Source organism: Streptococcus suis (assembly GCF_029616525.1).
Lineage (GTDB): Bacteria > Bacillota > Bacilli > Lactobacillales > Streptococcaceae > Streptococcus > Streptococcus suis_AF.
This window is the reverse complement of sequence record NZ_JANFME010000002.1, coordinates 142841-159560: the sequence shown is the minus strand read 5'-3', so window position 1 is coordinate 159560 and position 16720 is coordinate 142841. Positions and strand designations below refer to the sequence as shown.

The window sequence follows — 16720 nt, the reverse complement described above, 5'->3', positions numbered from 1 at the left end:
TTTGGAGGAAGCTATGACCAAAGAAAAGATTCAAGAATTTTCAGCCTTGCAGGCAGAACCGACTTGGTTGACAGACCTGCGCCTTAAGGCTTTTGACAAAATAGCAGAGCTGGACTTGCCGGTTATTGAGCGGGTCAAATTTCATCGTTGGAACCTTGGTGACGGAAGCCTAGCCACAAATGATGAAATCGGAGCTGTTCCAGATTTTACCGCTATCGGTGACAATCCGATGTTGGTCCAAGTTGGTAGCCAAACGGTTCTAGAACAGTTGCCGGTTGACCTTGTAGAGAAAGGTGTAGTCTTTACTGACTTCGCATCGGCTATGGACGTCATTCCAGATGTACTTGAAAAGTACCTCGGCGCTGCCGTAGCCTATGATGAGCACAAATTAGCAGCCTACAACACAGCCTATTTTAATGCAACAGCTGTCCTCTACGTGCCAGATAATGTTGAAATCGACCAGCCAGTTGAGGCCCTTTTCTACCAAGACAGCACTAGTCCAGTTGCTTTTAATAAACGTGTCCTCATCATCGCTGGAAAAAATGCCAAGCTTAATTATCTAGAACGCTTTGAAAGTCTGGGCGACGGCGCAGCAACGACTTCAGCCAATATTGTCGTGGAAGTAATCGCCCTTGCTGGTAGCCAAATCAAGTTTGCGGCTATTGACCGCCTTGGCAAGCATTTGGATACTTACCTCAACCGTCGCGGCTATCTCGGAAACGATGCAACGATTGACTGGGCGATTGGTCTGCTCAACGAAGGAAATGTGGTTGCCGATTTGGACAGCGAATTAAAAGGAAACGGTAGCCATGCCAACCTCAAAGTTGTCGGACTGTCATCAGGTCGTCAGGTCCAAGGTGTGGATACGCGCGTGACCAACTACGGTCATAATTCGGTAGGTCACATCCTGCAACATGGGGTTATCTTAGAAAGTGGAACCTTGACCTTCAATGGCATCGGACACATTGTCCGCGGTGCTAAAGGAGCGGATGCCCAGCAGGAAAGCCGTGTCCTCATGTTGTCTGATAAGGCTCGCTCCGATGCTAACCCAATTCTCCTTATCGATGAGAATGAGGTCACAGCTGGACACGCAGCCTCAATCGGTCAGGTGGATCCAGAAGACATGTACTACCTTATGAGTCGTGGTCTGGACCGAGCAACAGCTGAACGCTTGGTTGTTCGTGGTTTCTTTGGCGCAGTCATTACCGAAATTCCTATCAAGGAAGTTCGTGACCAACTGATTGCCGTGATTGAAGAAAAACTAACAAAGAGATAAGATATGGATTTGGAACGCATTCGCAAGGATTTTTCAATCCTAGACCAAGTTGTTAACGATGAGCCGCTGGTCTACTTGGACAATGCGGCGACCACTCAAAAACCGCAGCAGGTGCTAGATGTGCTGGCGGATTATTACCAGAAGGATAATGCCAATGTCCACCGTGGCGTTCACACCCTGTCGGAACGGGCAACGGCTCGCTATGAAGCGGCTCGGCAGAAGGTGGCTGATTTTATCCAGGCCAAGTCTAGCAAGGAAATTCTCTTCACCAGAGGAACGACCACCAGTCTCAACTGGGTGGCTCAGTTTGCAAAGGAAATTCTCCAGCCAGACCAGGAAGTGATAATCTCGGTCCAAGAGCACCACTCCAATATCATCCCTTGGCAGCAAGCCTGTCAGCAAACAGGTGCCAAGCTCCGCTATGTGACCCTAAAAGACGGCGAGCTAGACATGGATCACCTGCGGTCGCTACTGTCTTCTAAGACCAAGTTCGTCTCCCTAGCCCACGTATCCAATGTCCTAGGCAGCGTGGCTCCTATTGGGGAAATAGCAGAGCTGGTGCATCAAGTCGGTGCCTACTTAGTGGTGGACGGAGCCCAATCAGTTCCCCACATAGCCGTCAACGTGCAAGAATTAGACGTGGATTTCTATGCCTTTTCAGGTCATAAAATGTTAGGACCGACAGGAATTGGCGTTCTCTATGGCAAGGAAGAATTGCTCAATCTCATGTCGCCAGTTGAATTCGGCGGTGAAATGATTGACTTTGTCTATGAGCAGTCAGCTACTTGGAAGGAATTGCCTTGGAAGTTTGAAGCTGGAACGCCCAATATTGCAGGTGCGATTGGTCTGGGAGCAGCCGTTGATTACCTGACCGAAATTGGTATGGACGCTATCCAGGCCCACGAGGCAGAACTGGTTGACTATGTCTTTCCAAAATTGCAGGCTATTCCAGGCTTGACCATTTATGGCAGTCAGGACCTGTCCAAGCGGACGGGAGTTATTGCCTTTAACTTGGATGACTTGCATCCACACGATGTGGCAACTGCCTTGGACTATGAAGGTGTTGCTGTGCGGGCTGGCCACCATTGTGCCCAACCGCTTCTCAGATATTTGCAGGTGCCTGCTACTGTACGAGCAAGTTTTTACATCTACAATACCAAGGCTGACTGTGATAAGTTGGTCGAGGCAATCATCAAGACAAAGGAGTTTTTCAATGGCCCTATCTAGATTAGACTCTCTTTACATGGCAGTTGTGTCTGAACACTCCAAGTCGCCTCGTCACCGCGGAAGTTTGGACGGAGTGGAAAAGTTAGAACTCCACAATCCAACCTGTGGCGATGTGATTGAACTATCAGTCAAGATTGAAAAAGATGTGATTACCGATATTGCTTTTGACGGAGTTGGGTGTACCATTTCAACCGCATCGGCTTCTATGATGACTGAAGCAGTACTTGGCAAAGAAATCAGTCAGATTCAAGAACTAGCAGAAATTTTCTCACAAATGGTCCAAGGCCAAGAAGACCCACGCCAGAAGGAACTGGGGGACGCCTCCCTCCTCGCAGGGGTTGCCAAATTCCCCCAACGCATCAAGTGTGCTACACTTCCATGGAATGCCATTAAGAAAGCAATCGAACGAAATGAAAGTGCTGAATGAGCATCAACAAATAAATGAAAATGAAAATCATACAGAAAGGATTGTTCAGTTTCTGATTGGAGATGAAATTGAACTCGCCCTAAAAGCTTTTGAAAAGAGATAAATCTTCTCGTCTGTTTGCACACGAAGTCGATTTCCTATTTTTCATTTGCTTTCTTAAGGGGCTTAGTATCTTATATTATGTCAGAAGAAAGAATTGAACCAACCCCGATTGACCTTGGGGAATACAAATTCGGTTTCCATGACGAGAACGTGGAACTGGTAGCTTCGACTGGTAAGGGTTTGAACGAAGAAGTCATTCGTGAAATGTCCCGTATCAAAGGCGAGCCGGAATGGATGTTGGAATTCCGTTTGAAATCCTACCAAACCTTCAAGAAAATGCCTATGCAAACTTGGGGAGCCGACTTATCTGAACTGGATTTTGATGATATTGTTTACTATCAAAAGCCGTCGGATAAGCCAGCGCGCAGCTGGGATGATGTACCAGACAAAATTAAGGAAACCTTTGAACGCATTGGTATTCCAGAAGCTGAGCGTGCTTACCTTGCAGGAGCTTCTGCCCAGTACGAATCAGAAGTGGTCTACCACAACATGAAGGAAGAGTACGATAAGCACGGTATTATCTTTACAGATACTGACACGGCTCTCAAGGAACACCCAGAGCTCTTCAAAAAATACTTTGGAAAACTCGTTCCGCCGTCAGATAATAAACTAGCTGCCCTCAACTCAGCGGTTTGGTCAGGTGGGACCTTCATCTACGTACCAAAAGGCGTTAAATTGGATATTCCACTCCAAACCTATTTCCGAATCAACAATGAGGGGACAGGTCAGTTTGAACGCACCCTCATCATCGTGGATGAAGGAGCAAGTGTTCACTATGTAGAAGGCTGTACCGCTCCGACTTACTCAACGGCCAGCCTTCACGCTGCTATTGTGGAAATCATTGCCCACGAAGGTGCCTATATGCGTTACACGACCATTCAGAACTGGTCAGACAATGTCTATAACTTGGTAACCAAGCGTGCCCGTGCCGAAAAAAATGCTACAGTCGAGTGGATTGATGGTAACCTGGGTGCTAAGACGACCATGAAATACCCTGCGGTTTACTTGGAAGGTGAGGGGGCGCGTGGAACTATGCTGTCCATTGCCTTTGCTAACAAGGGTCAGGTGCAGGATACCGGAGCTAAGATGATTCACAATGCACCACGGACTTCATCTTCTATCGTATCCAAATCTATTGCCCGTGGCGGTGGAGAAGTTAACTACCGTGGTCAAGTCACTTTTGCTAAAAACTCAGCCAAGTCAATCAGCCACATTGAATGTGATACCATTATCATGGATGATATTTCCAAATCAGATACCATTCCATTTAATGAAATCCACAACTCACAAGTGGCCCTCGAGCACGAAGCCAAAGTATCAAAAATCTCAGAAGAACAGCTCTATTACCTCATGAGCCGTGGCCTATCCGAATCCGAAGCCACAGAGATGATTGTCATGGGCTTTGTCGAACCATTCACCAAAGAACTCCCAATGGAATACGCAGTCGAACTCAACAGACTGATTGCTTATGAGATGGAGGGGAGCGTGGGTTAAGGCAACAATTTGGGGAATTGTTGCCTTCCACGCTCGTCATTTTCTGTAAGAAAATGATATGTAGTGAGGAGTTTCGCAGAAACTCTCTCCAACTCAAACTCCCCCACTGAAGTAGGAGATGAAGAGCGACGGCAGTCGCTCTTCTTTGTAATCATAAAAAAATTCTATGCCTTCCACGCTCGTCGTTTTCTGCAAGAAAACGATATGTAGCTAGGAGTTTCGTAGGAACTCTCTCCAACCGAGGTAGGAGATAAGGAGTAGCGGATGTCACTCTGCGATAAAAAAATAGTATGTCGAAAATCGTTCGACATACTATTTTTTTATAATTTTTCATTAACATAGCGGACAAATTGATTCCACCAAGAGAAAGGCCAGGATGCTTCTTTCATATCGCTAGGGATAATCATATCGACACTAGCTTGTTCGGAAATATAACCTTTGCCAATGAGATCTTGATCTTTCAGTTGCAGTTTGCCAACCAGTGTCCCTGCTTTGAGGGGAGCATCAATTTCTTTTATATCCGTTGTGAAAGTTGCGGTGGGGACATTATCAGTTTGATTTCGCTGAACAACAGTTAAATCTGCTGCCACAACAACAGGACTTGTTTCTTTTTCACCATTGAAAAACTTTATCTTACTATCTTCAAAAGCTTCACCTTTTTTTACTAGCGTAACAAGCGAAAAGTTAGAATAAACATAGTTCATTAAATCATTTGTCGCGACAAATCGATTTTCTGGAAAGGTCAGCCCATCAGTGGCATTCAATACTACTGTGATAATGCGCATACCAGCTTGTTGAGTTGTTGCAAGAAAACTTGAACCTGCTGAGTCAGATGTTCCAGTTTTTAAGCCGTCAACCCCTCCACGAGCGTGAGTACCATCGCTTAGCATTTGGTTGGTGCTATAGTAAGTGTAGCCACCAAAATCGTAGGCGTTTAGTGAGGTAATGTCGAGAACCTGAGGATAGTCGAGTATTAATCGTCTTGCAATGATAGCAACATCTAGGGCTGAAAACATATTTACATCTTCAGGACTGGACCCTGGATAAATATTTTCACCCAAGTCGGTATTGTCTAGTCCAGATACATTGACAATCTTTGCGTCGGTAATTCCCCATTCTTGGACTTTTGCTTTCATTCGATCCACGAATGCAGCTTCGCTACCGGCTATTTTTTCTGCCAGAGCAATAATAGCACTATTGGATGATGTTATTAAAGAAGCGTTTAATAGGTCTCTTACCGAATAGGACCGTGCATCCAGGTTTACATTACTTAATTCTGTATTAGAAGTGAGACTATAGGGATAATCAGAAATATCTACCATAGTATCTAAAGTGATTTCACCCTTTGCCAGTGCTTCGTATACCAGGTAAATGCTCAATGTCTTACTGATAGAAGCAATGCTTGCTTTGGTTTCGGCATCTTGCTCATACAAGATTTTGCCGCTACTTACTTCAACCGCGATAGCATGCTTGGCTGCAACAGAAAAATCTTCTGCCAAAATAGGTGTGGAAGTGAAAAAAAGAGCAATAACTGTAGTGAGTGTTAGTAAAAATTTACGCATAATCATTCCTTTGGCTGTTATTTTATTCTATTATATCACAAGAAATGTGAGAAAAATTTGGAAAAAATATGTAAAAAATAAGAAAATGCTGAAAAATTATGTTTTTACAAAATTTTCTGACAAAAAAGACTTTATTTAAGAAAATTTTATGATATAATGATTTTTATAAGACATAGTAATAAGTGTCAAACAAAAAGAAAACAGAGGTGTTTTATGAAAAAGACAACGAAACTTTTTGCACTTGCAGGTGTGACTCTCCTTTCAGCATCTGTTCTTGCAGCATGTGGTTCAAAACAATCAGGTGCAGCAAAACAGGAATTGTCATTCCCAGCTGAGGTAAAACAAGACGGAACAGCAGTGTCTGATGCTCAGTTGAAATACGCATGGGTATCACCAACAACTTCATCAGGTCTCTTGATTGACGAGTTGACTGAAAATACAACTGACTCAACATTTGGTGGTTTTGTTGATATCTCACTGTTCGGTTTCGATGGAAATCGTAAGTTAGATGATTCAGGTCTTGCTAAAGCTGAATTTGATGTAGCAGGTAAGAAAATCACAGTTAGCTTGACAGGTAAGGACTACAAGTGGTCAGATGGTCAACCATTCACAATCAACGACTACATCTTTACTATCAAGTCAATGGCAAGCAAAGATTATACAGGTGTTCGTTTTGATGATAAATTCTTGAATATTGAAGGTATGCAAGAATTTGTTGACGGTAAAGCATCAGACATCTCAGGTATCAAGAAAATCGATGACTACACAGTGGAATTGACTGTAAAAGAAATGTCACCTTCTATGATGTATGCGGGTGGTGATGTCCCAGCCTATATCCAACCAGAACATATCTATAAAGATATCCCTGTTGCAGACTGGGAAAAGAGCGAGTACTCACGTACAGCTAAACTTGTTGGTATGGGACCTTGGAAAATCAAGGAAATCGTAAACGGTGAGTCTATCACTTACGTACCAAACGAATACTATTTCAAGGGACAACCAAAAACAAGCTCATTGAAGGTTGATATTGTATCTCCTGATACAATCGTTTCTGAGATGAAAGCTGGTAACTATGACATTGCTGAGATGCCTGTTGATCAGTTGGATTCTTATAAAGATGCATCTAACTTGAATATCGTTGGTCAGTTAGACTCAGCTTATGAATATATCTCATTCAACCTTGGTAAATATGACGATTCTGCTGAGAAGAACGTCATGGATGAAAATGCTAAGATGAATGATGTGAAACTTCGTCAAGCGATTGCCTATGCAATTGATACCAAGACAGCTGGTGAGTCATTGTACAATGGTCTTTACCACCCTGCAAAATCATTGATTATCTCATTCTTCGGCGATATTCATGATTCAGAGTTGGAAGGCTATTCATACGATCCTGAAAAAGCGAAAAAACTCTTGGATGAAGCTGGCTACAAAGACGTAGATGGCGATGGTATCCGTGAAGGTAAAGACGGTAAGGAATTCAAGATTACCTTTGCGGCCCGTAAACGTACTGAAGCTAACGAAGCGCTCGTACAACAATACATTGCTTGGTGGAAAGAAGTTGGCTTGAACGTTGAACTTTACACAGGCCGTACAGTTGAAATCAATACATTCTACGAAGCTGTTCAAGCAAATGATCCTGCTATCGATATGTACGCTGGTGGTTGGTCAACAGGTTATGATCCAAACCCAACTGGTACTTGGGGTCCTATTGCTGCCTTCAACATGTCACGTTTCGTGTCTGATGAAAACACTAAATTGTTGAATGCAATCAGCTCAACAGAATCATTTGACGATAAGAAAAATGTTGAGAACTATAAGGCTTGGCAAAAATATGCTTACGAACAAGCATTTGCTATTCCAACATTTGAATCTGAAAAGGTTACAGCACTTAACAAACGTGTGAAAAACTATGACACTAACTACGGTTCAGCTTCAGGTAAAGGTATCGCTCTTGAGAATATCGAACTTACTGCTGATAAAGGTGTAGTGGCAGAATAATTTGTTAGAAGACAATAGAATCTGAAAAAGCCAATTTGATTGGCTTTTTTCAGATTGCTATTGGAATTTTCAGATAATTGTGGTATAGTAGACTCAGTACACAAAAAATGAGTCACTACTAACAAAAACTCAAGATGGATCACATTAACCTACTCAATTTCTAATTGAGTCAGTAATAGGGATGGTCTTGATTTATGATTGGATATACGTACATTTTTTACTTCTGGGTAACCGCTATCAAACGATGATTGATAGAAATATGTTATTCTAGAGTAGTTACATAAAGTCAGTTAATCAAACATTATATGAACTTGATAATCGTAAGGATATTGAATTGATTGAGCTTGATTAGCTGGCACATAAAGGAGGAAAAAGCGTGGCTACCGAAAAACCGCTTTTAGACATTAAAGATTTACACGTCGGTTTCCGTATTGGAGATGATTATTTTGACGCTGTTGACGGTGTTGACATCTCATTGCAAAAAAATGAAATTTTGGCAATTGTAGGGGAATCTGGTTGTGGTAAATCAACTTTGGCAACGACCATTATGGGCTTGCATAACCCTTTGAATACCAAAATTACAGGAAGCATCCAGTACAATGATATGGAATTGATTGGTATGGATGAAGCTAAGTACAATACGGTACGTGGTAATGATATTGGTATGATTTTCCAAGATCCCTTGGCTTCTCTGAATCCATTGATGACGATTGGTGCACAGATTGATGAGGCGCTGTTCTATCACACTGATTTGGATGCCAATGCTCGTACAGAGCGAGTTTTGGAACTCTTGGCTCAGGTAGGTATTCCAAATCCTAAGCGGACATTTAAACAGTATCCACATGAGCTTTCAGGTGGTATGCGTCAGCGTATCATTATTGCAATGGCCTTGTCTTGTAAACCGCCAATTATTATTGCGGACGAACCGACAACAGCCTTGGATGTTACAATTCAAGCACAAATCTTGGATCTCTTAAATGATATTCAAGCGGAGACAGGTTCGGGTATTATTTTGATTACCCATGACTTGGGAGTAGTTGCAGAAACTGCTGATCGTGTGGCTGTCATGTACGGTGGTCAGTTTGTCGAAGTAGCGCCAGTAGAAGAACTCTTTACCAATCCAAAACATCCATATACACGTTCGCTCTTGAAGTCAAATCCTCAATCAGGTAGCGAAGGAGGCGATCTTCATGTTATTGAAGGTATTGTGCCGCCGATTACAAAAATGGTTCGTAAGGGTTGCCGTTTTGCTCCACGTATTCCGTGGATTGGAGCAGAGGCTCATGAAGAGAATCCGAGCATGCACGAGGTAGGTCCAAATCACTTTGTTCGTTGTACCTGCCATGAGACATTCTATTTTGAAGGGGAGGCCTAATAGTGGGATTTATTGAAGTAAAAGATTTAAAAGTCCATTATCCAATTCGTAGTGGCTTCTTTAACCGTGTGACGGATCATGTCTATGCTGTCGATGGCGTTAATATTGAGTTTGAAGAAGGAAAAACCTATGGTTTGGTAGGTGAGTCAGGTTCTGGGAAATCGACCATTGGTAAGGCAATTATCGGTTTAGAGCGTGCCACTTCTGGTCAGATTATCTATGAAGGACAAAATGTAACCAACAAATCACGTGGTAAAAAAGGAAACTTTAATCGTGATGTTCAAATGATTTTCCAAGATTCTCTTTCAAGTTTTAACCCGAAAAAACGTATTTTGGACATCATTGCGGAACCAATCCGTAACTTTGACCGCTTATCTCCAGATGAAGAAAAGAAAAAGGTTCTCCATCTCTTGGATACAATCGGTCTAAATGAAGAAGCCCTGATTAAATATCCTCATGAATTCTCAGGTGGTCAGCGCCAACGTATCGGTGTTGCTCGTGCCTTGGCTAGTAACCCTCGTTTGATTATTGCTGACGAGCCGGTTTCTGCCTTGGATTTGTCTGTTCAGGCACAGGTCTTGAACTATATGAAACGTATCCAAGATGAGTTCAAGCTTAGCTATCTCTTTATTTCCCATGACCTCGGTGTTGTACAACACATGTGTGATGAATTGTTTATCATGTATCGCGGACGTTTCGTAGAGACAGGAAATAAGAACGATATTTATAATAATCCACAACATATTTACACTAAACGTTTGTTGTCTGCGATTCCAACGATTGATCCAGTCAACCGTTTGAAGAATAAAGAAAAACGTTTAGCTGCTGAAAAAGAGTATCAAGAAATGCAAGGTCAATACTATGATGAAAACGGTCGTGTGTACGATTTGAGATCCTTCTCAGAGACTCATCAAGTAGCCCTTCCAGAAGGAGGTCAGAACTAAGATGTGGAAAACAGTATTACGTCGTTTACTCATGATGATTCCGCAGATTATTATCTTGAGCATCATTGCTTTCTTTGTTGCGAAGATGATGCCGGGGGATCCCTTTACAGGATTGATTGACCCAAATATCGATCCAGCAATCATCGAACAAAAACGGATTGCGGCAGGTTACTACGACCCAATCCCTGTTCAGTATTTCCGTTGGATTGGTAATCTTTTGCAGGGGGATTTTGGTCAAAGTATCCTCTTCAAGCAACCTGTTGTTGATGTTATCATGCAACGTTTAAACAACACTATTTGGTTGTCTTTATTGACGATGGTGTTGACTTATTTGATTGCCCTTCCATTGGGGATGATTGCAGGTCGTTACCAAAACTCGCTTGCAGATAAAATCATTGGCGTGTATAACTTCTTGACATTTTCAACTCCAACTTTCGTTTTTGCCATCCTTATGCTTTGGATGTTTGGCTTTAGTTTGGGTTGGTTCCCAACGCGTGGGTCGATTGACGGTGGTGTAGAAGGATTTGCAGCCATTCTCAGTCGCTTACACCACATGATTTTGCCAGCGATTACAATGGCAATTTTGTCAACAACAGTAACTATTCAATATCTTCGTACGGGGATTATCGATGCGAAGAGCCAGGACTATGTTCGTACAGCTCGTGCCAAAGGTGTTCCTGAGAGAGTTGTTTATAACCGTCATATCTTCCGTAATTCTATCTTGCCAATTGCATCTTTCTTGGGCTATGAATTGACAGGATTGATTGGTGGTTCTATCTTCATTGAAAATATTTTCACTTATCCAGGTATCGGTCAGTTATTCTTTAACTCTATTTCTAGTCGTGACTATAGTGTCATCTTGGCTTTGTTGTTGATATTTGGTATGGGTACCTTGTTGGGGACATTGATTTCAGATATTATCATGAGTATCGTGGATCCACGTATCCGTGTGAAATAGAAGGAGGAGTAAGGTGAGTAAAGAAAATAAAAAACAAGTACAATCTGCTTCAACTCCTCCAGGTGGCTTCCGTGTCATCGCGCGGGAGTTTATGAAGGATCGACTTGCATTGACCTCATTAATTATCTTAGTGACGGTTCTCTTGGCAGTCTTTATCGGAGCGCTTCTGTTGGATCAAGAACAAGTTATGAAAGTCAACCTTTTGGGACGTTACTTGGAACCAGGTGTTAACGGCTATATCTTGGGGACAGATGAAGGTGGTAAAGATATCTTTGGTCAGCTGATTATCGGTGCTCGTAACTCGATCATTATCGGTTTTACAATTACGATTATTACTAGTATTGTTGGTATCTCTATCGGTCTGATTTCTGGTTATTACGGTGGTCGTTTGGACGGATTCTTGATGCGTATTGTCGATTTCATCATGATTTTGCCGGTGACTATGTTGATCATTGTGTTCGTGACAGTTATCAAGAACTATACGATCTATCACTTCATTCTCATCATGAGTGCCTTTTATTGGACGGCCAAGGCTCGTCTATTCCGTACAAGGACTTTGTCAGAGGCAAGTTTAGATTATGTCAATGCATCAAAAACATTGGGAACAAGCGACTTCATGATTATGTTCCGTGAAATTTTACCAAACTTAAGTTCATTGATTATCGTTAACTTGACCTTGAACTTTGCGGGAAATATCGGTATTGAGACTTCGTTGACTTATCTTGGTTTCGGTCTACCATCGACAGTACCAAGTTTGGGTACCTTGATTGCCAATGCCCGCAATGCAGATATTTTGGAAAACAAGACATGGATTTGGTTGCCAGCAGCCATCTTCATCCTTGTGATGATGCTCTGTATCAACTATGTCGGACAAGCTTTCCAACGTGCAGCAGATGCTAAGCAGCGTTTAGGTTAATTGTGAAAAGGGTTCCTTTGGGAACTCTTTTTTTTGTAAAATCCGATGTAACAAGCTTGTTTTTTACAGAAAGCAGAAAATGTGGTAAAATGGAGTGATAAAACTATTTGAGGTAACGAATTATGACTGTTAAAATCAATACTAAAGACGGCCAAATCGAATTGACTGATGACGTGATTGCCACAGTTGTTGGCGGTGCTACGACTGAGATTTTCGGTGTTGTTGGGATGGCTAGTAAGTCTGCGATCAAGGATAATTTTCAAGCACTTTTGAGAAAAGAAAATTATTCTAAAGGTGTTGTGATTAAGACCTTGGAAGATGGTCGCATTGCAGTCGATGTTTATACTGTGATGAGCTACGGTGTAAAAATCAGTGAAGTATCTCGCAACATCCAAGAACGCGTTAAGTTCAACTTGGAAAATCAACTAGGTATCTCTGTAGATGCCGTCAATGTCTTTATCCAAAATATCAAAGTCGTAGGAGAATAATTGTGTCTAAAATTACAACTAGTTTATTTCAAGAAATGGTGCAGGCAGCATCAACTCGTCTGAATAAACAAGCCGAATATGTGAACTCACTAAATGTTTTCCCAGTTCCAGATGGGGATACTGGTACCAACATGGGGATGACTATTACCAATGGTGCTAAAGAAGTAGCAGATAAGTCTGCTTCTACTGTTGGAGAAGTTGCGCAAATTCTTTCTAAGGGCTTGTTGATGGGAGCTCGTGGAAACTCAGGTGTTATTACGTCACAATTGTTCCGCGGTTTTGGTCAATCTGTTAAAGGCAAGGTTGAATTGGACGGTAAGGATTTGGCGCAAGCCTTTCAACACGGTGTAGAAGTGGCTTATAAAGCCGTTATGAAGCCAGTTGAAGGTACAATTCTTACTGTTTCGCGTGGGGCAGCCACTGCCGCTTTGAAAAAGGCAGAAGAGACTGATGATGCGGTTGAGGTCATGCGTGCCACTCTTGACGGTGCTAATCGTGCTCTTAAGAAAACGCCAGAGATGCTTCCAGTCTTGAAGGAAGTTGGTGTTGTCGATTCAGGTGGACAAGGTCTTGTTTACATTTATGAAGGCTTCTTGTCAGCTTTGACGGGTGAGTATATTGCTTCGGAAGATTTTGAGGCAACACCTGCTGTTATGTCTGAAATGATCAATGCTGAGCACCACAAGTCAGTTGCAGGTCATGTAGCGACTGAAGATATTACCTTTGGTTATTGTACCGAAATCATGGTGGCTCTTCGCCAGGGTCCTACTTATGTCAAGGACTTTGATTATGAAGAATTCCGTAACTACCTTAACGACCTTGGGGATTCCCTCCTTGTGGTCAACGATGATGAAATCGTTAAAGTCCATGTCCATACAGAAGATCCAGGTTTGGTCATGCAAGCGGGTCTTCAATATGGTAGCTTGGTCAAGGTAAAAGTGGACAATATGCGTGAGCAACATGAAGCTCAGGTTGAGAAAGAAGAAAGTTTCCAAAAACCGGCTGAACAAAAAGAGTATGCTATTATTGCGGTAGCTGCTGGGGAAGGTTTGACAGAAATCTTCAAATCACAAGGTGTTGACTATGTGATTTCAGGTGGTCAGACTATGAACCCATCAACAGAAGATTTTGTCAATGCTATTGAATTGGTCAATGCCCGCAATGTCATCTTGTTGCCAAACAACAAAAATATCTTGATGGCTGCTCAGACGGCTGCTGAGGTTGCAGAAGTTGCGGTTAAGGTTGTGGAAACTAAGACCCTACCACAAGGTTTTACTAGCTTGCTTGCTTTTGATCCAAGTCGTGATTTGGAAAGCAACTTTGAAGCGATGACAGCATCTCTCGCAGAGGTGAAAAGTGGTAGCGTGACAACTGCGGTCCGCGATACAACCATCGATGGTCTTGAAATCCATGAGAATGACAACCTTGGTATGGTTGATGGCAAGATTGTGGTTTCTAATCCAGATATGATGGAAACACTTGCCGCTACATTTGAGAAAATGCTCGATGAAGATAGTGAAATCGTAACGATCTATATCGGTGAAGATGGTAATGAAGAAGTGGCTCAAACTCTTGCTGAACAGCTAGAAGAACAATTTGAAGATGTTGAGGTCGAAATCCATCAAGGAAATCAACCAGTCTATCCATATCTTTTCAGCGTAGAATAAACAAAATCGCAGGCTATGGCTTGCGATTTTTTTCTTTCGACTTGTCTACAATTTCCAGTAGACCTATGACAAACTACTGGGGCTATGGTATAATTAAAGACATGTATAGTCAGAATGAAAATGAATTGATTGCCATTGGTGAGAGAATTGGAAAAGCCTGTAAGCCAAATCAAGTTCTAGTATTATCAGGGGATTTGGGTGCTGGGAAAACAACTCTGACCAAGGGTTTGGCCAAGGGGTTAAAAATTGAACAGATGATTAAGAGTCCTACTTATACGATCGTTCGAGAGTATGAGGGGACCATGCCACTCTATCACTTAGATGTTTATCGAATTGGAGATGACCCTGACTCGATTGATTTGGATGATTTTCTCTATGGAGGAGGTCTAACGGTTATCGAGTGGGGAGAATTACTGGATGTCAGTCTATTTGATGACTATTTGCTCATTCGTATAGAGAAAGAGGGAGATGGTCGACGATTAACAGTCGAATCTCATGGGGCTCAAAGTAGCGATTTAGCGAAGGAGTTCCAAAATGTCTGAAAAAGAAGTGTATTTTAGTGAAGCTGAACCAGCTGATGCAGCAGCTTTTATTGATTTTATGAATCAAGTTGCTAGAGAAACGGATTATCTGGTCATGGATGAGACAGGTTTTCGATTTAGTGTTGATGAAATGGAGACCATCTTCGAAGCAGGAATTGAAAATCCTCGTGAATTGTGCCTGTTGGCTAAGGTTGGTTCGGAAGTCATCGGCGCAATTTCTGTTAAGTCCTCTAAGCAGTTTCGCATTAGCCATATCGGAAATATTTTTATTGCAGTAAAAAAAGCCTACTGGGGTCACGGTTTAGGGACGATTTTACTGGAGGAAGTATTGCATTGGGCAGAGGAAATGGATGTATTGAAGCGTTTGGAATTAACGGTTCAGGTTCGCAATCAGGCGGCAGTACATTTATACCAAAAACTAGGATTCAACATTGAAGGAACCCAGATACGTGGGGCTAGAACAGATGAAGGAGAATGGCTTGATCTTTATTATATGGGCAAGTTAATTGGTGAAGTATGACAATTGGAAAAAAAATATTCTTAATGTCTTTGGCTATTGTTGGTTTGACACTAGGTGCCGGCTTAATATATGGGGCCAGCTTGTTAAATTTTTCTACAGATGCTATTTCAAAAACCTTTAAGCAGTTAAATGGAGAGGAAGAAATCACTCCTATTGATGCGACAGAGCCCCTAACCATCCTACTAATGGGGGTAGATATGGACCAAGCGACCCGCGGGGGAGATTGGGAGGGTGGCCGTAGTGATTCGATGATTTTGGTAACTGTCAATCCTAAGACTAAGGAAACCAATATGATGAGTTTGACTCGTGATATTATGGTTGAGATTGCAGAAGCCAATGGTGAGTCTTCAGGAACGGTCGAAAAACTAAATCATTCTTATAGCTACGGACAGGCACCGATGGCCATTGCCACGATCGAAAAGATGATGGATATTAACATTGACCGCTATATCGAAATAAATATGGATGGTCTGGTTGAGCTTGTTGATGCGGTTGGAGGTATTGAGGTAAACAATACTCTTGGCTTCCCTATATCCATTTCAGAACATGAGCCTGCCTACACCTCTATTGTCCAGCCTGGGAAACAGTTGGTAAATGGGGATCAGGCGCTGGTTTATGCTCGGATGCGCTATGATGATCCTGAGGGGGATATCGGACGTCAGAGACGCCAACGAGAAGTTATCATGGCTATTATAAAAAAACTCCTCCAGTTAGATGGTTTGACCCAGTATAAGAAGATTTTGACCGCCATTTCCAATAATATGCGAACCAACATTGAGATTAGTCCTGCGACAATTCCAAGCCTCTTGGGTTATAAAGACTCGGTCTCTAAGTTGAATTCCTATCAGTTGCGCGGTGTGGACCAAATGGTTGATGAAACCTATTATCAATTACCAACCAGTGAACATCTATTGGAAATGCAAAATATTCTGAAAAAATCTATCGGCTTAGAAGAAAATACCGACTTAGTCACAAACGTGAAGGTCTACGAAGGACAGATGGGATTGCCAAGTCCAATAAACGTTTATGATGTATATACAAATCTCTTGCTGTTAGAAGCAAGTCCATGGGCAGAAAGCTTGGATCCGGAATTAGGGAGTCCATCGGCTACTACGACTGTGACAACAGAAGAGCAGGTAACCGATTTTTCAACAGAGCCAGTACTCGGTGATGAAAACGGGTCACAATAATGTAGTCATTCAGTTTTTCTTTTATTACTTT

Annotated in this window: 15 protein-coding genes; 14 read left to right on the top strand and 1 reads right to left on the bottom strand. The window is 42.3% G+C overall.

What is annotated here, in order from left to right; translation table 11 throughout:
* Positions 1-13 precede the first annotated feature (13 nt).
* From sufD to sufB, 4 genes are all read left to right on the top strand, one after another.
* Positions 14-1276, top strand: coding sequence for a Fe-S cluster assembly protein SufD (sufD, locus tag NOL38_RS01635; RefSeq protein WP_277941178.1), 1263 nt, complete (start codon positions 14-16; stop codon positions 1274-1276).
* Positions 1277-1279: 3 nt separating this feature from the next.
* Positions 1280-2503: a cysteine desulfurase gene (locus tag NOL38_RS01630; protein WP_277941177.1), complete on the top strand. Its 1224-nt coding sequence runs from the start codon at positions 1280-1282 to the stop codon at positions 2501-2503.
* Positions 2490-2930, top strand: coding sequence for a Fe-S cluster assembly sulfur transfer protein SufU (sufU, locus tag NOL38_RS01625; RefSeq protein ID WP_277941176.1), 441 nt, complete (start codon positions 2490-2492; stop codon positions 2928-2930). Before NOL38_RS01630 ends, sufU begins: the two co-directional genes overlap by 14 nt.
* Before the next feature lie 180 nt (positions 2931-3110).
* On the top strand, positions 3111-4526 hold the full coding sequence (gene sufB, locus NOL38_RS01620; protein ID WP_024387517.1) for a Fe-S cluster assembly protein SufB: 1416 nt from the start codon (positions 3111-3113) through the stop codon (positions 4524-4526).
* Positions 4527-4846: 320 nt separating this feature from the next.
* On the opposite strand, the gene pbp3 is transcribed toward sufB, so the two are convergent.
* Entirely contained in the window at positions 4847-6088 is a 1242-nt protein-coding gene (gene pbp3, locus NOL38_RS01615) for a D-alanyl-D-alanine carboxypeptidase PBP3 (RefSeq protein WP_277941175.1), read from the bottom strand.
* A gap of 213 nt (positions 6089-6301) precedes the next feature.
* Between pbp3 and NOL38_RS01610 the strand changes: the two genes are divergently transcribed.
* From NOL38_RS01610 to NOL38_RS01565, 10 genes are all read left to right on the top strand, one after another.
* Positions 6302-8089: an oligopeptide ABC transporter substrate-binding protein gene (locus NOL38_RS01610; RefSeq protein ID WP_277941174.1), complete on the top strand. Its 1788-nt coding sequence runs from the start codon at positions 6302-6304 to the stop codon at positions 8087-8089.
* Positions 8090-8465: 376 nt separating this feature from the next.
* Positions 8466-9464 carry an ABC transporter ATP-binding protein gene (locus NOL38_RS01605; RefSeq protein ID WP_002942324.1) on the top strand — a complete coding sequence of 333 codons (999 nt, stop codon included), beginning with the start codon at positions 8466-8468 and terminating at the stop codon, positions 9462-9464.
* A gap of 2 nt (positions 9465-9466) precedes the next feature.
* Positions 9467-10408 carry an ATP-binding cassette domain-containing protein gene (locus tag NOL38_RS01600; protein ID WP_029694475.1) on the top strand — a complete coding sequence of 314 codons (942 nt, stop codon included), beginning with the start codon at positions 9467-9469 and terminating at the stop codon, positions 10406-10408.
* A 1-nt stretch (position 10409) separates the two neighbouring features.
* A complete protein-coding gene (gene opp4B / locus NOL38_RS01595; RefSeq protein ID WP_024389682.1) occupies positions 10410-11366 on the top strand; it encodes an oligopeptide ABC transporter permease in 957 nt (318 codons plus the stop codon).
* Between the two features lie 13 nt (positions 11367-11379).
* Positions 11380-12282, top strand: coding sequence for an ABC transporter permease (locus tag NOL38_RS01590; protein ID WP_002942329.1), 903 nt, complete (start codon positions 11380-11382; stop codon positions 12280-12282).
* A 122-nt stretch (positions 12283-12404) separates the two neighbouring features.
* Entirely contained in the window at positions 12405-12770 is a 366-nt protein-coding gene (locus tag NOL38_RS01585) for an Asp23/Gls24 family envelope stress response protein (RefSeq protein WP_002939192.1), read from the top strand.
* A gap of 2 nt (positions 12771-12772) precedes the next feature.
* Positions 12773-14437: a fatty acid kinase ATP-binding subunit FakA gene (fakA, locus tag NOL38_RS01580; RefSeq protein WP_277941173.1), complete on the top strand. Its 1665-nt coding sequence runs from the start codon at positions 12773-12775 to the stop codon at positions 14435-14437.
* A 101-nt stretch (positions 14438-14538) separates the two neighbouring features.
* Positions 14539-14979: a tRNA (adenosine(37)-N6)-threonylcarbamoyltransferase complex ATPase subunit type 1 TsaE gene (tsaE, locus tag NOL38_RS01575; protein ID WP_024376437.1), complete on the top strand. Its 441-nt coding sequence runs from the start codon at positions 14539-14541 to the stop codon at positions 14977-14979.
* Positions 14972-15499, top strand: a complete 528-nt coding sequence (locus NOL38_RS01570; RefSeq protein WP_024411651.1) for a GNAT family N-acetyltransferase — start codon at positions 14972-14974, stop codon at positions 15497-15499. Before tsaE ends, NOL38_RS01570 begins: the two co-directional genes overlap by 8 nt.
* Positions 15496-16689 (top strand): LCP family protein, encoded by a 1194-nt coding sequence (locus NOL38_RS01565; protein WP_277697668.1) that lies wholly within the window; start codon positions 15496-15498, stop codon positions 16687-16689. Before NOL38_RS01570 ends, NOL38_RS01565 begins: the two co-directional genes overlap by 4 nt.
* The last annotated feature ends 31 nt before the right edge of the window (positions 16690-16720 follow it).

Excerpts from the sequence above, each read along its gene's own strand:
- sufD (WP_277941178.1), top strand. The coding sequence starts at position 14 with ATGACCAAAGAAAAGATTCAAGAATTTTCAGCCTTGCAGGCAGAACCG.
- NOL38_RS01630 (WP_277941177.1), top strand. The coding sequence starts at position 1,280 with ATGGATTTGGAACGCATTCGCAAGGATTTTTCAATCCTAGACCAAGTT.
- sufU (WP_277941176.1), top strand. The coding sequence starts at position 2,490 with ATGGCCCTATCTAGATTAGACTCTCTTTACATGGCAGTTGTGTCTGAA.
- sufB (WP_024387517.1), top strand. The coding sequence starts at position 3,111 with ATGTCAGAAGAAAGAATTGAACCAACCCCGATTGACCTTGGGGAATAC.
- pbp3 (WP_277941175.1), bottom strand. The coding sequence starts at position 6,088 with ATGCGTAAATTTTTACTAACACTCACTACAGTTATTGCTCTTTTTTTC.
- NOL38_RS01610 (WP_277941174.1), top strand. The coding sequence starts at position 6,302 with ATGAAAAAGACAACGAAACTTTTTGCACTTGCAGGTGTGACTCTCCTT.
- opp4B (WP_024389682.1), top strand. The coding sequence starts at position 10,410 with ATGTGGAAAACAGTATTACGTCGTTTACTCATGATGATTCCGCAGATT.
- NOL38_RS01585 (WP_002939192.1), top strand. The coding sequence starts at position 12,405 with ATGACTGTTAAAATCAATACTAAAGACGGCCAAATCGAATTGACTGAT.
- tsaE (WP_024376437.1), top strand. The coding sequence starts at position 14,539 with ATGTATAGTCAGAATGAAAATGAATTGATTGCCATTGGTGAGAGAATT.
- NOL38_RS01570 (WP_024411651.1), top strand. The coding sequence starts at position 14,972 with ATGTCTGAAAAAGAAGTGTATTTTAGTGAAGCTGAACCAGCTGATGCA.
- NOL38_RS01565 (WP_277697668.1), top strand. The coding sequence starts at position 15,496 with ATGACAATTGGAAAAAAAATATTCTTAATGTCTTTGGCTATTGTTGGT.